Genomic DNA, 15,272 nt, shown 5'->3' on the forward strand with positions numbered 1-15,272 from the left:
AATCAAGCAGCCGCGTCGGGCCGCGCCCGCAGAGCGGAGTTGACGGTCTGGCGGTTGTTGCGCCGCATGTGCCGGTGCGTCGCGACGCGATCCGCGATCGCCGCGGGCCGGGGGCTCTCCGGGTTCTGCTCCGCCGCCGTCACGAAGTACTCGGCGATCATCACGTCGATGTCCTGCTCGGTCAGGCCGTCCGGCGCGTAGCTGGGCAGGGGGATGAGGTCGTCCATGGGGATGTGCTCCAACGATTCGTAGGTCTCCTGTTCAGGAGTGGTCGGTGTCGACCGGAACCCAAAGTAAGTCCTGTCTATTAACTCTGTCAACTGACTGATGAGAACTGACTTAGCTAAGTCACCTGACATATGCTGGTGAGATGGCATCTATGGACCCGGACGATCCGCGTGCGCCGTTCTTGCAAGTAGCCGCCGGCCTTCGGGCCGCGATCACGTCTGGGGAGTACGGACCCGGCTCCCAGCTGCCCACCTACCAGGAACTCGCCGACTCGTGGGGAGTCGCCGTGAACACGGCCAAGAGCGCGGTTGCCCAGCTCCGGGAGGAGGGGTTGGTGGTGATCCGGCACGGCAAGGGCTCGTTCGTGCGTACCCAGCCGGCCGAGGGTGACTCAGCGGCTCGTCCCGAGGCCTCGGGGGATGAGCGGATCTGGCAGGCCATCGCCGAAATTCGGAAGCGGCTCGGCGACATCGAACGGAAACTTGGGGAGAGCTAGCCGAACAGCGCGCGGAGGAACGTCACCACACCGTCGATCACCGCGCCGACACCGTGGGCGGCACCGCTGGCCCACCCCGCCGAGTCGGCCGGGTACTTCACGATCAGCACGATGATCGCGAGCGTCACCACCAGGCCGACCGCCTTGCCGAGCAGGCCGCCGCCGCTCTTCATCATCGGGAAGTTGTTCTTCGCCATCGCTGTCTCCTCTGGTCCCGCGACCGGCCTCTGGTGGCCCGTCCGGCTCGGTGTTTCGAGCCGTCGTCGTCGCTGATGAACTCAGGAAACCGCGGAGGGGCGGGGGTTCAGCAGTGTGCACGCGGGGGTGCGTTTTTGCACGTGGGGGGTGCACGGGGGGTGCTTTAATGACCTTCGGAGGTATCGGTGGTCGACACGGGGAAGCAGCCGAACGCACTTCTAGCTGCGGTTATGCGACAGACGGGGGCGACGAACAAGGGTCTTGCCCGTCGTGTGCGCGAGCGCAGCCAGAGAGACGGCGGCGAGCTTGTCAGCTCGGACCACGTGTCGGTGAAGCGCTGGCTCGACGGCACGAAACCGCACCCGCGCACCTGTCAGCTGATCGCCGCCGTCCTCGGCGAGCTGCTCGGCCGACCCGTCGGCTTGGAGGAGATCGGCTTCGACGGTGCGGGCGAGACCACGTCGGACGACATCGGCCTGGAGTACCCCGAGGAGATCGCTCACAGCCTGGTCGCGTTGGGCGCGATCACCGAACTCGAGCTGCGGACCCCGAAGCGGGTCGGCCCGCTGGCCGTCGTGCCGGAGGCCTGGAGTGGGCTGGTTATCCGCTGGCTGACCGACTCTGACAACGAAGGATCTCGGCCGCCGTCCGAGCCGCGCTCGATCACCCTGGTGGACGTCGAGTCGGTTCGTGAGGCAACCGCGATGTTCAGCAGCTTCGACTACAAATACGGCGGCGGCCGACCGAAATCGCTCGTAGCATCGTTCCTCGACCAGGAGATCTTGCCGAACATCAGGCATGTGTCGCCGCAAGACCCCGTCGGGCGGGAGTACTTCCGGGAGGTCGCTGCCCTCACGCGGCTCGCCGGCTGGACGGCGTACGACACGGGCGCGCACGGGCTCGCGCAGCGCTACCTCACGCAGGCGTTCCGCCTGGCCAAAGCGGCCGGCGACAAGCCGCTGTGCGGCCGGATTCTTGCGGGGATGTCGCACCAGGCGAACTTCCTCGGGTACTACCAGCGCGCGGTCGACCTGGCGCGAGCCGCGTACAAGGGCGCCAACGGCTACGCCACTCCGACCACGATGGCGCTGTTCCACGCGATGGAAGCAAGGGCGCTGGCATCGCTCGGCCGGCAAGAGGACGTCACGGCCGCTCTGCTGACGGCCGAGCGCTGGCACGGCCAGGGCGTCCGGGACAACGATCCCGAGTGGATTCACTACTTCGACGAAGCCGAACTGCACGCCGAGTTCGCGCACTGCTTCCGCGACATCGGGAACGCCGAGCTGGCGAACCACCACGCCGCCGCGTCCATCGCGGTCTCGGCGTCGACCTACGTCAGAAGCCTCTCGTTCTGCCGGACCGTGCTGGCCACGGCGCACCTCCAGGGTGGGAACCTCGAAGAGGCGTTGGACGTGGCCAGGTCCGTTGTCGAGACGGCGGCCAAGCTGAAGTCGTTCCGGGTCCGTTCGTACCTCGACGACTTCCGCGGGCGGCTGGGCGGGCACGCCGGCGACCCGTTGGTGAAGGAGTTCCTCGACTTCGCCGACGTCCACTTGCCGTCAGAAAACCTTCCAGTGGCGGGGCGCCTGATCGTCGCGTAGGTCGGAGATCCGCTTCTCCACCTCGGCCTTGACCTCGGCGGACTCGTCCACGGTCTGCGAGAGCCACATGGTCATGTTCAGCTCGCGGGTAGCCCTGAGCACGGGGAAGCCCGACCAGTCGATGGGGTCGAACCCGTAGGCCTTCGTGTACGAGTCGTACTCGGCTTCGGACGCCCACCCGAACGCCTGGTGGCGGACCGAAAGCACGGCCGCATCCCACTCGCGTGGTCCGAAGGCGAAGTCCTCGAAGTCGATCAGGTTCAGCGTTCCGTCGGGGGCACGCATGACGTTCCCGGGGTGAGCGTCGCCGTGTACCGGGCCTGCGGGCAGCGGGAACTCAAGGTCTCGGAACTTCTTAGAGAGTTCCTCGTACCGGTCGCGTAGGAAGTCGAGGTCAGCCTCGGACAGCTTGCCCTTCAGCTCTTGCAGGCGCGGCTCGACCTTCGGCATCGGGGAGAACGTCGGCAGGCGAAAGTCCGTCGGATGGGGGAGAGCGTGCAGGTCGTGAAGCAGCTTGCCGAACTCCGCCGGCGTGATGGGGGTGTCGTCCTCTTCGAGGCAGTTCCAGAACGTGACGGGTAGCCCGTCCTCGACGAACGGTTGCTCGTGCCCGCTCAGCGACGTCGCAGCAGGGAACGCGTTCTCGGCGAGCCAGCCGGCCACGAGCACTTCCTTCGTCGCTGCCGGGATCGAGCGGCCGACGCGGACCACCGCGGAGCTGTCAGCCAGGCGAAAGATCGCGTTCTCCCCGAACCGGACTCGCTTCGCGCCGGCCGCGTCGAGTCCGGCGAAGGCGCACGCCGCCTCGAAGACGGCTTGTGTCCGCTCTGACGTGAAGGCCTTCGTCGTGGTCATCAGACTCCTCTATCGGTGCCTTGCTCAGGCTAGAGCTTGGGGTTGAGTACCGGCACGGTGAAGACCCGGCCGGCACGCCGCCTGGGGGGGGAGGGCAGGGCGTGCCGACCGGGAGCCGGTCAGGGCCACGGGTCTTGAGCCATGCCGCTACGGAGCCACTTGGCCGTTTTCGCGTAGGACTTCACGGATGCTTCGTTGGTGAGGAAGGCCGTACCGCGGTGGTGCGGTATGGCGACCGCGAAAGCGCCAAGGTGGTCCTCATACAGGGAGAACGGTTCGACCAAGCCGGTCGGGCAGAATGACGCCGGAACGACGCTGATCGAGATACGCAGCAGTTTTGACAGCGTCGCCACTTCCTCGATCTGCTCGTAGAGCACGCTCGGCGAGCAGGCATCGGGTCGAGTGGCGGCCTCGCCGAGCAGGAACGTGTACAGCGGCTTCGACTCGTCCGCCGAGTTGACACGAGCCTCCGCCGGGACAGGGTCGCGCGTGGTGGTATCGGGGTTGGGTAGGCCTGACTCCTGGATCGCGCGGGTGTAGCCAGCGGAGCGCAGCGTCTTCGGAAACAGCGTCGGAGACCACTCGAAAACCTGCTTTGACGACCGTTCGAACCCTGCGCGCAGCATCCTGTCGTCGCGCCCCGTCGGGTCGAAGTAGTCGGGTTCGTCTACGCGTTCCGCGAGGTCGATGAGCCGCTTCAGCGTTGTCACGGGGGCTCCGATAGCGCCGAGGAGATAAGCCATCGTCGTAGCTTCCACTCGGCGGCCGGTTTCGAGCCCCGACAGCCTGGAGGGGCTGATCTGCGTCTTCCTTGCGACTTGGCGAAGGCTGACGCCGCTCTCCTGGCGAAGGCCGCGGAGCGCTTGCGCAATGGCAATGATCGCCGGCCGGGTCGATGTACCTCGGGTCACGGTTCGGACCGTTCCGTTCTGTCGTCGATTCGTCTTGTCAGGTCTTCGAGCTGCACCAGCGCCGTCGAGTCGAGCCGGTTCCCGTCCAGCTCGCCAGCGCGCTGCGCGAGAGCCGCGCCGATCTGCACCAGCTGGCCGGCGAGCGTGCGCAACCCGGCTGCGTAGCCGGCGTCATCCGCCTGCATGGACAGCAGCTCGACCGTCACGTTCCCGATCCTGGAGTTCACCTTCGAGAGGCCGGCGAGCAGTTCCCGATCACGAGCGTGCACGCCGCACCTCGATCCGCCGGTGCTCGTTCTGGCTCGCGCAGACCGGGCACGTGCGGCCGCGTACCGGGATGACCTTCCTGCGGCTGATGCTCGGTCGGTCGTGCTCCAGCGGGAACGCGGCAGCTCGCAGGCACCACGGAAGCAGCATCTCCAACCGCTGGTTACGCATCGCGGATCGCAGGTAGAGGTGCGCCCACCCGTCGCCGCCGCTGAACTCGTGCCACTCCCACGAGTCCTCTACGGCGGCGCTGCGCGCGGTTGCGCGGTCGTCCACCGCGGTCACCGGATGCCCCGCTCGATCTCGAAGTTCCTGAGTGCGGCGGCGGCCAGTTCCCAGTCGGCGTCGGTCATGTCCGCGTGCGTCTCCGGGGGCCGGTAGGTGCTCAGGTCGATCTCGTTGACCCGTTGGCCGCCGGTGTTGAACAGGGAACCGCCGCACCGGAACGTCGGCCGGTCATCGTGGGAATCGCCGGTCATGACGCGGCTCCCGGCGGACCCGTCCGCGCATCCCGCAGGGAGATCGTCAGTGCGTCGCCCAGCTGGTTTCGCAGCTGAGCGGCTCCCTCGGCGCCGAAGAAGATCGGTTCTCCCGGAGGCGTCGAACTGGTCAGCGTGATCCGACCGTCGTCCCGCACTTCGATCTCAACGATGCCGGGAGTGCCCTGCGAATCGACGCCGTCGGTGGCTTGGCGAGTACGTAGTGGGTCACGCATAGTGAGTGACCGTACAAAGATGCAGGTCACAAAGGTTTCCTTCTGGGAAACCTAGGTATGTACGCTGACCCCATGGACTCGATCGGCACGACGATTCGACGCCTCCGCCGCTGGCGCGGCCTGTCCCTGGACCAGCTCGCAGGTCTGTCCGGCCTGTCCAAGGGCTACCTGTCCAAGATCGAGAACGAACGCACGGCGATCGACAAGCGCTCGACGCTCGTCGCGATCGCCGGCGCCCTGCGCGTCAGCCTGTCCGACATCACCGGCGACGGCCTGGAGATCCGCGACCCCCAAGCGGACACCGCCATTCCTGCGATCCGTGACGCCCTGCTGAGCACCGACCTCGACGGCACCGAGCCGCCGATCGGCGACCTCGGCCAGCTGCTGTCCGAGACGCAACTGCTCGCCGCGCTGCGCCAGGCGAACCAGGACGCCGAGGTCGGCGCCCGGCTCCCTGACCTGCTGCTGGCGCTACACACCCATGTCGCCAGTCCGGAAGCACTCCGGTCGATCGTCACCGCGACGCACACCACGGCACTCCTCACCAAAGGCCTTGGTGCCTTCGAGCTGGCGTGGATCGCCGCGGACCGCGGTCACGAGGCCGCGGTCCGGCTCGGCGAGCCGGGCTGGATCGCGCTCGCCGAATTCGCGCGCACGCAGGCTCTGTCCGGTCTCGGCGCACACAAGCGAGCCGGCAAACTCGCCGAGCGCGCGCTGGACTACGTGCCGGCCGACGCCTACGACGTGCGCGGCGCGCTCACCCTGACCTCGGGGTACACCGAGTCGGTGCTGGGTGGCGACGCTGCCGCAGCGCTCGACGAAGCCGCCGGCCTGGCCGAGCACGTCGAGTTCGGCAACCGGAACTTCCTGCTGTTCAGCCCGGCCAACGTTGTGCTCTGGCGTATCTCCTCAGCACTCGAACGAGGCGACCACGCCGAGGCTGCGGGGCTGGCGGCGACCGTCGACCCGGCCGAGCTGACGATCGACTCGCGCCGCACGACGTTCCTGATCGAGCACGCCCGCGCGCTCTACGGCATCCGCCGGCCCGACGAAGACGTGCTGGCGCTCCTAGTCCAGGCAGAGAAGCTGGGGCACATCCGAACCCGGACGAACCCGTTCGTCCGGGAGATCATCTCCACGATGCTCGCCCGCGCCCGGCGCGAAGGCGTCGCTCGTGAAGTCCGTGGCATGGCCGATCGAATGGGACTGATCAAGGCGTCCTAGTGCGGCCGCGACTCTCGTAGTCAGCCGACGTGAAAGTCCTTTTCGTGAGATTCACCGTCTTCAGTCCAGCTGACCCGCACAACAGGATCGGCTGAGCGACCCATCATGTACTGAGTGGTGATTCTGCGAGTTTGGCCAGCATGGATCACTGTAGGAGTTTTGTCGGAAAGTATGCTCAAGCCAGCGGCGTCTTCGGTTGCCTCGAAACGAACGTCGTGCGCGTCTGTGGTGCCTTCGTTCGTGATCTCCAGCCAGGTCCTTGTCCGGTATTGGTGTTTGCCTCGCTTGTCGATGCCCTGCGGTTCGCGTTCGCGCTTGGGCTGGACGATGAAGTGAACACCGCCGGGGGTCGGGGGGCTGGAGGGCGCACCGAATGCGAATTCGGTGAGGTCTTGCTCGATGGCTTTCCACACTTCGTGCTCTAGTTGGCTGGGGTTACTGAATTCCCCGTACAGCGAGCGTGCCTGGATCTCCCGTTTGAACGCGCGAAGGCCTTCGATCTGATCAAGGTCGACATCGTGAGGAAGCGGTTCAGTGGAGAAGTAGAGGTGAACCGGCTTGCCCTGGGCTGCGGCTCGTTCGATCTCCTCGACGGTGCCGGAGACCGCACCCGGCGTGGGGGATCCCAGCCTGCTGCCGAACAGAGCGAAGACGACGTCGGCCCGGTCGACGCCCTGGGCGTTGAGCAGTGCTTGGGGGTGATCTCCGAGCGATGGAACTGCTGCCTCCCACCACCAGGGTTGCAAGATGACCTGCCGGTTGCGCGCATACGCGTCGTTCCAGCCGTGAAGGGCCCGCTCCACCGCTGCGCGCGCTTCTTGCGCGTCCGATGGGAAGGCGATCATCACTTGAACAACGTGTGCTACGTACACCATCACAACAAGCTAACCCAACTGCTCGCTCAGTTCGAACCGGCGGCGCTGTATGCAGCGTGCGCCACGATCTACCGCAGCAGCGGCACGCCCAGTCCCTGCGCGGCGCCTTGATCGACCGCGATGCAGCCTGACAATCGCCCCGTATCCGCCGAGACCTCGACGGACGTCCACGGATGTTCGAATGTGAGGTCATCTAGCCTCGGCCTTGATCACGAACGAGTGATCTTGACCCGATAACGAAGAGGTCCCAGGTTCAAGTCCTGGTAGGCCCACGCAGGTCAAAGCCCGGTCCGCCACTCTGGTGAACCGGGCTTTTTGCTGTCGGCCTGACTAGTAATCGACGATGGCGGGCCTGTCCGTAGTCGGCCGGCTTCACGGTCTCGAACACCGCGTCGGCCTCGCCGACAGCCACGTCGCAGATGGCTTGTGACTGAGCCGCTAACGGCGGTCCGTTCGCGTATCCGAGTCTTCATGCATGGTCGGCGTCCCCGGACGTCGACTTCATCACAACCTTGTTATCGCGCACCTCGTAGTGTGGTGGAAGTCGAATGCGGGTTGCGTCCGTGACGCACGCCCCAGTAAGTATTGCGCCGCTCAGACCTGCATGGTCCAAGTTCGTGTTGGTGAGATTTGCGTCGGTGAGGTCCGCAAGTGTGAGGTTCGCGTCGGTCAGGTCCGCGTCGGTCAAGTCTGCCCCCGCGAGGTTTGCGCGGGTGAGATCTGCGTTGGTGAGATCTGCGTTGGTGAGGTTTGCGCGGACGAGCTGCGCGACGGTGAGGTCGGCGTTGGTGAGTTGTGCGCGGATGAGTCTTGCGTCGGTGAGATTCGCGTCGATGAGTACGGCCTCGGTGAGGTCCGCGTCGTTCAGCCTCGCTTGAGAGAGGTCCGTGCTACGGAGACTCGCCTTGGTCATGTCCGCCCGGAGGAGGCCTGAACTGGTGAAATCCGCGTTGTTGAGCTTAGCGTCGATGAGCGTCGCGCCAGTAAGCTCGGCGTCGGTGAAGATCGCCTCAGTGAGGTTCGCGCGAGCGAGCCTCGCATTGGTGAGGTTCGCGCTCGTGAGGTCCACGCCGGTGAGGTCCGCGTCGGACAGCCTCGTCTTGGTGAGGGTGGCGTCGGCCAGGTTCGCGCGAATGAGCTGTGCGTCATTCAGAAATGCGTCGGTGAGGTCTGCGTTGGCGAGGTTTGCACGGATGAGGGTCGCGCCGACGAGGTCGGTGCGGGCTAGAACCACATTCCGGAGATTCGCTTCGGTTAGGTCAATGGTTATCTGACGCCAGAAGAGACGTTCCGTCCACATATCGCGGTGGCGACTCAGGATGCGTTGCGCAGTGACCCGGACTTGATTTTCCTGCAAGCGGTCTTCATAACGGTCCAGTTGCTCAGGTGTCGCGTCGTCGGCTGGCTCGGCAGGCCAGGCGTAGCGCATCCGCAGGTATGCGCAGATCACGTTGATGATCGTGGAGCGTTGGTCCTCGTGGCTTTCGCCGAGGCGCTCCAGTGCGTAGAGGCCGCCAAGCCGGACCGGGGCCTTTGCCGAGCCAAGTTGCTCGACGGCCTTGGTGTAGAGCTCGGTGACTCGGCGCTCGGTGGCGTCAAGGCTGATGTCGGCAGCGGTGTGCTCCTGGTGGGTCTGGCGACGGACAGCGAGTAGGAGCGCGAAGATGCCGGTAGTGCCAGCACCGATACCGAGCCCCGTCTTGATCGCGTCCACGCGGGCAGCGCCCCGGTCGTTAGCAGAGTTGGCTTCCGTGAGCAGCCAGCTGGTCGCACCCCACGCGACCACCCCGACCACAACGCCAGCGGCGACCACCGTCCACCAGCTCAACCCCGGCGCCCGCCTGCGTGGCGGCTGCTTCGATTTCCACCACCAAGTCCAGCCGCCGACACCAGCGAACATCGCGGCCGCCGCGAAGGCGGCCAACCAAGGTGCTCGGCGCCCGCTCCATTGCCCGAGCCTGGGCCAGTCGATCCAGCCGGACGACAGGACGACACCAACCAGCAGCATTACCACGGCTGCTGCCAGAGGACCGCTCGCTCGCCGCCATCTGGACACCTGCGCATCACCTTCCACTAGAGAACAGTCATCGCACACTCGGGACTACTCCCCGAGTGCACGTGACTGCGAGTTGTGAATGAAAGTCTCGCAGTCTGCCGCAGCCGCGTTGGTCGTATGCGACGGCTGAGTCGCGACCCATCGCGTCCGACGGCTCACTGCCTCACTTGTCGATCAGTACGACTTCAAGGAGAGTTTGGCCCTTGTGCTGGGTGAACACGATCGCAAAGTTGTGCCCACCCGACTCGCAGTGGCCAGTTACTGCGATCCGCTGTCGTCGGCCATCGTGGACGACGGTGCCGGTCGGCGCGGGCGAATTGCCGTGCGTTTCAACTCGACCGGTCACAGCGTCGACCGTGATTTCGTTGGGCATTTCATCTTCCCCGCGTGCAGCGATCTGCACCTCCTCTACGTGGGTGTACTCATCGTCGCAGGCAGGGCACACCATCAACTTGCTATCGAACTTGGCGAACTTGAGCGTCAGCGTCACTTGCATCTCCTCTCCGTCGTCAGCCTAGTTGTGGCTGCAGGCATTCGACGTCAACCTTTGGTTGAGCGAACCGGCGGGTCTAGTGCGCCCACCCGTTGAACAGGCCTTCCACCGGCCATCCGTCGGGTTTGATGTAGCCAAGATGTTCCCGGGCGCCGGGTATGTCGCGAAGATAGCCTTCGGCGAGGCTATCCATCGCCTCCTCGACTTCTTGCTGGTCGGCAGCCAGCACCTTGACCAGGGCTTCATCGTGGAGAGTCGTCTGAATCCATTGGTGCCGTGGTGTTCCACCTTGGATGGTGCTTCCGCTTGCGCGGTTGCGAGGTTCCCTCACACCTGCTTGCTCAAATGCCAAAAGTATCCTGTCGCGTGCTTCGACTTGAACTTCACCTGACGGATTCGGGGCGCCGAAGTGTCGAAATACTCGAAGCACGACCGATCCTTCGACCTGGTCGGGATACTGGTCTATCGCGACGCGAAACCCAGCCTTCCGTAGCTTGCGCGCTGCGATGGGCTGCTGAGCTGCCGGTATCTCATAGTCGAAGTGCACTGTTCCGGGAGGTGACCATCTTTCAAGTTCACCTAGGGTTAATACGGCGATTCGAAGAGCGGAAGACTGCTCTGCGACGGCCAATGCTCCTTTTGAAACACCGGTGTTCGTCACAATCAATCCGCCGTCGAGGCCGACCTCCCTCACCATTGCCTCGAATTTCTGTACGTCGGGAACATCCACGGTCCGCTTCCAGCGCTTGCACTCTATTGCGACGCGGGTTGTGCCAAGGGGGACCACGCCTCTAGTTGTCACAAGCACATCGATCTGGCGGAGGATGCCGCTAACGTGCCCGCGAAGGCGGACGTTTCTTTTGACCGTCGCGCTTGAACCCGCAACATAGGAGAGCACGTCGGCAACGCCGTTTTCGTACTCCGTATCTAGCGCTTCTTCGCTGGTCACCGGGCTAACTTACCTCCGGATTCGTGTCCGTCGGATGCGTGACACGCGGCACCGGATCGGCCTCCGTCTGGTGTGCGACGGCCGGCGAGGTAGCTCTCGTTAGTTCGCGCTGAGCCCGGCGGACTCTCGCGGACGTTGGCCGCACCCAGTTCGCGGCTGACCGTTCGGCAAAGTGGCACGATCTCGGCCGTGGACGATTGGATCTGACCGTGAGCGACGGCGAGCAACTCGGCGCCGTCTACACCGACCACCCTGAAGATCGTAAGGACCCGCGGCCGCGATCACCGCGACGGAGGACCTGATGCCTGAGCGCTACCGGATTGCAAGACAGCGACACCTCGGTGAAATGCTCGATCGGTTGCAAGCGGATGGTGTCGTCCGATGGCGGTTCGACTACGACCACGCACAGAGCCGCGCCATTTACTGGGTGGCCGAGGGTGACGGTGAGCAGAAGCGGTACGACACGCGAAGTGCGGAGCGGCTGGTGCAGAAGCTGTGTGATGACCGCCAGATCGTATGGAAAGCAGTCCCGCCGCCAGGCGGGGAGAGGCAGTTCGCCGAGACTCAGGCTTGGATTGCCGTACAACAGAAGGAGACGTGAGGGCGTTACGTCTCGACTCACGGCTGGTCAAAGCGGCGTTCGGCCTGACGATCTGCCTGACGATCGCCCCAGCTCCCTAACTACGCCCGCGGACGTCTAAGGACGTTCGAACCCGGGGTCACCGGCACGCGCCTTGATCACGGATGGGTGGTCTTGCCCTGATAACGAAGAGGTCCCAGGTTTAACCCTCCGGAAGGCCCTTGCAGGTCAAGCCGGTTCATCATGCCCGCGAGCGAAGCTTTGCCTCTGCTTCGCTACGGTCCCGGCTCGCTGGCACGCACGGTGTCCTTATTGACCGCGTACCGGCTCGTCGCCGGAACGGTGGTCGACGGCTGCGGTGACTTGGGGCGGTGCTGGTCGACGCGTTGCGACTCGCGCGAAGAACCGAACGAAGTCGGCGGAGGCCGAGCAAGGTCCGGGACTCGGCTACATCGGCGGGTGGCTGGTGGTGCTCGGATCGGCGGGTTGCATGGTTCGTGCCGTGTGCTGCCACGCTGGGAGTCTGTCTGCGCTGACTCGGCGGCGTTGGCGTTTGCTGAGTGTCGAAGTGAGTGTCAATCAGGGTGGCAAGCGACGGACGTCCACGGACGCCTGGAGACTCTGAACGCGCAGGTCAACGCCCTACGACCAAGGTCAACAAGTGACGAATTCCGCTCGTAATGAAAATTCCGCTCGTAATGAATAGGTCAGGGGTTCGATTCCCCTAGGCGGCTCCGCAGGTCAGGCCCCATCCGAAGCACTTCGGATGGGGCCTGACTCGTCTGGTGGGTGACTAGCCGGGTGGCTACGTGGCTCGTGCCCGGGTTCAGAAAGTTCGTGAAGATCACCCGATGGGGGCAGAGCGCCGCGCGGAGCGCGCCTCTGCATGCCCAGGATGCGGCGTCGCAATGGCGGTCGTCCCGCTTTCGGTAACAGCGGCGCAGCAGACAGCGACCAAGGTGCGCGGGTGCCGACGCGGGTCGGCTGGCGGGACTGCGAGGAGTGATCTGCGTGCTCAACTGGTTCGACCCCGTGACGGCGATCATCTCCGTCATCGTGACGCCGATTGTCCTCTTCCTCGCGCGTCGGCTGGTCAAGTTTCTCAAGGAGCACGCGTCCGCGGTCCTCGACGCGATCTTCTTCGCGCTCGGCCGCGTTTTCCGGACGGCGTTGATGCGCCGCGTCAGCCTTCGCCGGTACTGCCGCACCTTGCTGGGAAAGTCCGGCAGCCGGTATCTCACGGTCCCGGGCCGGACTTCCATCTTCCTGGAAACGGATTCGGTCTTCGTCCCGCTCCGGTTCAGTAAGAAGATGGGGTCGCAGGATCTCCTGGAGGAGGTGCTGGGCAAAAGCCTGCGGGTGCGGATCATCGGTGACCCTGGCTCAGGGAAGAGCTCGCTGATCAAGAAGGTGTTCCGGCAGACGCTGAACCGGGGCTTGCATGGCGTCCAGCGGCACAAGCTGCCGATCATGATCGAGCTGAAGAACTTCTCGCCACCGGAAACTGCCGACGACGAACGAGCCCTCGGCGAATGGGCTTACGACGAGTTGCGCCGTACCGTGGCCACCGTCGAGGGCTTCGAGATGGAGAAGCTCTTCGACGTCTACGCGCTCGGCCGCGGCCTAGTCGTCCTCCTGGATGGTCTCGACGAGGTGGCAGGCGACTCTTACCCCCGGGTCGCCACGGCGATCCTGGAGCTGAGCAAACTCCTCGAGAACAAGAGCGACGGCAACTCGATCGTCCTGACCATGCGCAGCCAGTTCCACCAGCAGATCGGTGCGGACTTCGACGATGACTTCCCGATGGTGGCCCACATCCAGCCGTTCACTCCGAGTGGGATCTACCGGTTCCTAAGCCGCTGGCCTTTCGATGACAGCCACGAAGCCACAGTGACCAGGATCTACAGTGAACTGGCCGATCGGCCGACGCTCCGGGAAATGTGCTCGAATCCGCTGGTGCTCGCCATGTATGTCGCCAGCGATGTCGAGGGCCGGCACGCCGGGGGAGCTCCGGACACACGCACGGCGTTCTACTCGAACGTCGTGGAGGAGCTCCTGGTCCGGCGGCGTAGCCGGCAGCTCGGAGTTCAGGCTCGGTCGATGCTACGAGAACAACGCGAAACGATCCTCGGGCGGCTGGCACGAGACAATATCGCCGACCCGGCGCAGCCGGCCAATTCGCTGCGGTGGTCCAAGGCGATCGAGGTGGTGCAGGACGTCCTGAAGTCGTCCGAGGAAGTCGCCGAAGCCGAGTTCCTGAAGATCCTGAACGAAACCGGGATCATCTCAGAGGAGCGGTCGCGGGAGTCGTTCAGGTTCATCCACCTGACGTTTTGTGAGTTCCTCGCGGCGCGGGAGTTCGCGCAGGGAATCGCCGGTGGATGGAAGGCGCTGAGAGATCTGCAGGACGCCTTCGCTCAGTCGGCCCAGGTGCAGTTGCGGAGCCGTCTGGTGGAGGTGATTCCGTTCTGTGTGGCCTCCACTCACCGGTCTGAGCGGACGGAAGCCCTCGTCGAGCTCGCTCCGTTCGTCGACAGCGAGACGCTGGGGCGCTGTTTTCTGGAAACACAGGCCTATGACCTCGATCTGTGGCTGGACTACCGCAGGAACGAGGAAACGGCGCTGGCTTCGACCCCATCGGACGAGTGGGACGCGGACTGGCTCCGGCGTCTGCACCTGTTCAGCGTCGTCCTGTCGGACGAGGTGGAGTGGCGCTCGCTGTTCGGGCGCCAGGACGACGGCCATAAAGAAGAGTTCTTCGCGACGCTCATCCAGTCCGACAAGAACAGGTTGAACCGGGTCTTCGTGACCTTCGCCAGGACGGACGCCCCGGCCGCGTTCCGGCTCGCCGAAGCGGTCGGCATGGATCTGGTGGCGGAGCGCCCGGGGCTGGTGATCTCGAGCTTCGACGATCCGGCGTTCCGGTCACTGGCGTTGCAGAAGTTCGAAGACCTGCGGTGGGTACCGGGAAGTGAAGAAAAGCTGGAGCAGTGGAGCGTCGTGCTCGCCCATGCAGGTATGAACAGCGAATTCATCGCGGACGAACTGGTCGACCGGGATCCCACTCCTATGCAATCGAGGGTCAACGGTGAGCTGGCTCCGGCGGTTCGCTGGTATTTTGCGGGCAAGATGCCGTCGGTCGACAATCGGTCGTTGTGGAGCGCGCGAAGAATTCTGGGGCCGTCGATGTACAGCTACGCGCTGACGCTAGTGGTTGCCAGAAGGCTACCGTCACCGTACGGTGACGGCCCGGATGTCAATGGAATCGAACGCCTGGCCGCCCTGGTGCCGCCTGGCGGGTTGCGGCCGCGATGGGTTTCGCTTCTTGCTGCGCTGCTTTTGGTGGCATGTTCCACGGCAGTGTTTTTCGACACGGCTTCCTTTTTTTATAAAAAGAACCCGGGGGCGAACATGATCACATTCGCGGTTACAACTGCGATACTTGATCTGTTGCTTCTGCTGACGTTCGTGGTCGTAAAGTACCCGGCTGCGCGCAGGTTCTCCTATGCGATCCTGGCCAATGTCAACCCGCCTTGGCGTGCGCGCAGCTGGCGACAATCCTATCGGCGGATCTTCGTGGCTCTCTTGCCTCGGCTGTTCCTCCGGAAGGTGAAGGTGGCGGGCGTCGAGTTGCGGCGTATCACCTTCGTGTCCTCGGAGTCCTGCATGCTCGCCGAAGACGAGCGGCGCAACACGTTGCGCGCACTGATCGCGGATGACAGTGCGTGAGCGGCGATCGCTAAATGTCGCGACTGCCAGAGAATCACCCGCACGGGTCACTCTGAAGCAAGCGAAGGCCCCCACCTTGTGGGTGGGGGCCTTCG

General features: G+C 64.6%; 16 protein-coding genes and 1 pseudogene. 5 read left to right on the forward strand and 12 right to left on the reverse strand.

Features of this window, described 5'->3' with window-relative positions:
• Positions 1 to 2 precede the first annotated feature (2 nt).
• Positions 3 to 227, reverse strand: a complete 225-nt coding sequence (locus OG570_RS14365; RefSeq protein ID WP_326956862.1) for a hypothetical protein — start codon at positions 225 to 227, stop codon at positions 3 to 5.
• A gap of 152 nt (positions 228 to 379) precedes the next feature.
• Between OG570_RS14365 and OG570_RS14370 the strand changes: the two genes are divergently transcribed.
• Positions 380 to 724, forward strand: a complete 345-nt coding sequence (locus OG570_RS14370) for a GntR family transcriptional regulator (RefSeq protein ID WP_326956864.1) — start codon at positions 380 to 382, stop codon at positions 722 to 724.
• On the opposite strand, the gene OG570_RS14375 is transcribed toward OG570_RS14370, so the two are convergent.
• On the reverse strand, positions 721 to 921 hold the full coding sequence (locus OG570_RS14375; RefSeq protein ID WP_326956866.1) for a hypothetical protein: 201 nt from the start codon (positions 919 to 921) through the stop codon (positions 721 to 723). The genes OG570_RS14370 and OG570_RS14375 overlap by 4 nt on opposite strands.
• 273 nt (positions 922 to 1,194) lie before the next feature.
• Between OG570_RS14375 and OG570_RS14380 the strand changes: the two genes are divergently transcribed.
• Positions 1,195 to 2,523 (forward strand): hypothetical protein, encoded by a 1,329-nt coding sequence (locus tag OG570_RS14380; RefSeq protein WP_326956868.1) that lies wholly within the window; start codon positions 1,195 to 1,197, stop codon positions 2,521 to 2,523.
• On the opposite strand, the gene OG570_RS14385 is transcribed toward OG570_RS14380, so the two are convergent.
• From OG570_RS14385 to OG570_RS14405, 6 genes and pseudogenes are all read right to left on the reverse strand, one after another.
• Entirely contained in the window at positions 2,482 to 3,378 is an 897-nt protein-coding gene (locus OG570_RS14385) for a phosphotransferase family protein (protein WP_326956870.1), read from the reverse strand. The two genes, OG570_RS14380 and OG570_RS14385, sit on opposite strands and share 42 nt — an antisense overlap.
• 119 nt (positions 3,379 to 3,497) lie before the next feature.
• The gene (locus OG570_RS14390; protein WP_442788316.1) at positions 3,498 to 4,088 is read right to left on the reverse strand and encodes a Scr1 family TA system antitoxin-like transcriptional regulator; all 591 of its coding nucleotides are present in this window, start codon (positions 4,086 to 4,088) and stop codon (positions 3,498 to 3,500) included.
• A pseudogene (locus OG570_RS48270) lies at positions 4,089 to 4,289 on the reverse strand (helix-turn-helix domain-containing protein); the annotation flags it as partial. It abuts the gene before it with no gap.
• The gene (locus OG570_RS14395; protein ID WP_326956875.1) at positions 4,286 to 4,495 is read right to left on the reverse strand and encodes a hypothetical protein; all 210 of its coding nucleotides are present in this window, start codon (positions 4,493 to 4,495) and stop codon (positions 4,286 to 4,288) included. The gene OG570_RS14395 and the pseudogene OG570_RS48270, both read right to left, overlap by 4 nt.
• 49 nt (positions 4,496 to 4,544) lie before the next feature.
• Positions 4,545 to 4,841, reverse strand: a complete 297-nt coding sequence (locus OG570_RS14400) for a hypothetical protein (protein WP_326956877.1) — start codon at positions 4,839 to 4,841, stop codon at positions 4,545 to 4,547.
• Positions 4,838 to 5,035 (reverse strand): hypothetical protein, encoded by a 198-nt coding sequence (locus OG570_RS14405; protein ID WP_326956879.1) that lies wholly within the window; start codon positions 5,033 to 5,035, stop codon positions 4,838 to 4,840. Before OG570_RS14405 ends, OG570_RS14400 begins: the two co-directional genes overlap by 4 nt.
• A 308-nt stretch (positions 5,036 to 5,343) precedes the next feature.
• Here OG570_RS14405 and OG570_RS14410 point away from each other — a divergent pair, with 308 nt between their 5' ends.
• On the forward strand, positions 5,344 to 6,495 hold the full coding sequence (locus OG570_RS14410; protein ID WP_326956881.1) for a helix-turn-helix domain-containing protein: 1,152 nt from the start codon (positions 5,344 to 5,346) through the stop codon (positions 6,493 to 6,495).
• A gap of 20 nt (positions 6,496 to 6,515) precedes the next feature.
• Here the strand turns inward: OG570_RS14410 and OG570_RS14415 are convergent, their stop codons facing one another.
• The 4 genes from OG570_RS14415 to OG570_RS14430 all read right to left on the reverse strand — a co-directional run bounded on the left by OG570_RS14415 (position 6,516) and on the right by OG570_RS14430 (position 10,868).
• Positions 6,516 to 7,343 (reverse strand): hypothetical protein, encoded by an 828-nt coding sequence (locus OG570_RS14415; protein ID WP_326956883.1) that lies wholly within the window; start codon positions 7,341 to 7,343, stop codon positions 6,516 to 6,518.
• A gap of 496 nt (positions 7,344 to 7,839) precedes the next feature.
• On the reverse strand, positions 7,840 to 9,378 hold the full coding sequence (locus OG570_RS14420) for a pentapeptide repeat-containing protein (protein WP_326960026.1): 1,539 nt from the start codon (positions 9,376 to 9,378) through the stop codon (positions 7,840 to 7,842).
• A gap of 211 nt (positions 9,379 to 9,589) precedes the next feature.
• The gene (locus tag OG570_RS14425; RefSeq protein ID WP_326956885.1) at positions 9,590 to 9,916 is read right to left on the reverse strand and encodes a hypothetical protein; all 327 of its coding nucleotides are present in this window, start codon (positions 9,914 to 9,916) and stop codon (positions 9,590 to 9,592) included.
• Between the two features lie 79 nt (positions 9,917 to 9,995).
• On the reverse strand, positions 9,996 to 10,868 hold the full coding sequence (locus tag OG570_RS14430) for a restriction endonuclease (RefSeq protein WP_326956887.1): 873 nt from the start codon (positions 10,866 to 10,868) through the stop codon (positions 9,996 to 9,998).
• A 301-nt stretch (positions 10,869 to 11,169) separates the two neighbouring features.
• Here OG570_RS14430 and OG570_RS14435 point away from each other — a divergent pair, with 301 nt between their 5' ends.
• Together OG570_RS14435 and OG570_RS14440 are read left to right on the forward strand one after the other, a co-directional pair.
• Entirely contained in the window at positions 11,170 to 11,469 is a 300-nt protein-coding gene (locus OG570_RS14435) for a hypothetical protein (protein WP_326956889.1), read from the forward strand.
• A 990-nt stretch (positions 11,470 to 12,459) separates the two neighbouring features.
• The gene (locus tag OG570_RS14440) at positions 12,460 to 15,177 is read left to right on the forward strand and encodes an NACHT domain-containing protein (RefSeq protein ID WP_326956891.1); all 2,718 of its coding nucleotides are present in this window, start codon (positions 12,460 to 12,462) and stop codon (positions 15,175 to 15,177) included.
• The last annotated feature ends 95 nt before the right edge of the window (positions 15,178 to 15,272 follow it).

The organism is Amycolatopsis sp. NBC_01286, from assembly GCF_035982555.1.
Classification (GTDB): domain Bacteria; phylum Actinomycetota; class Actinomycetes; order Mycobacteriales; family Pseudonocardiaceae; genus Amycolatopsis.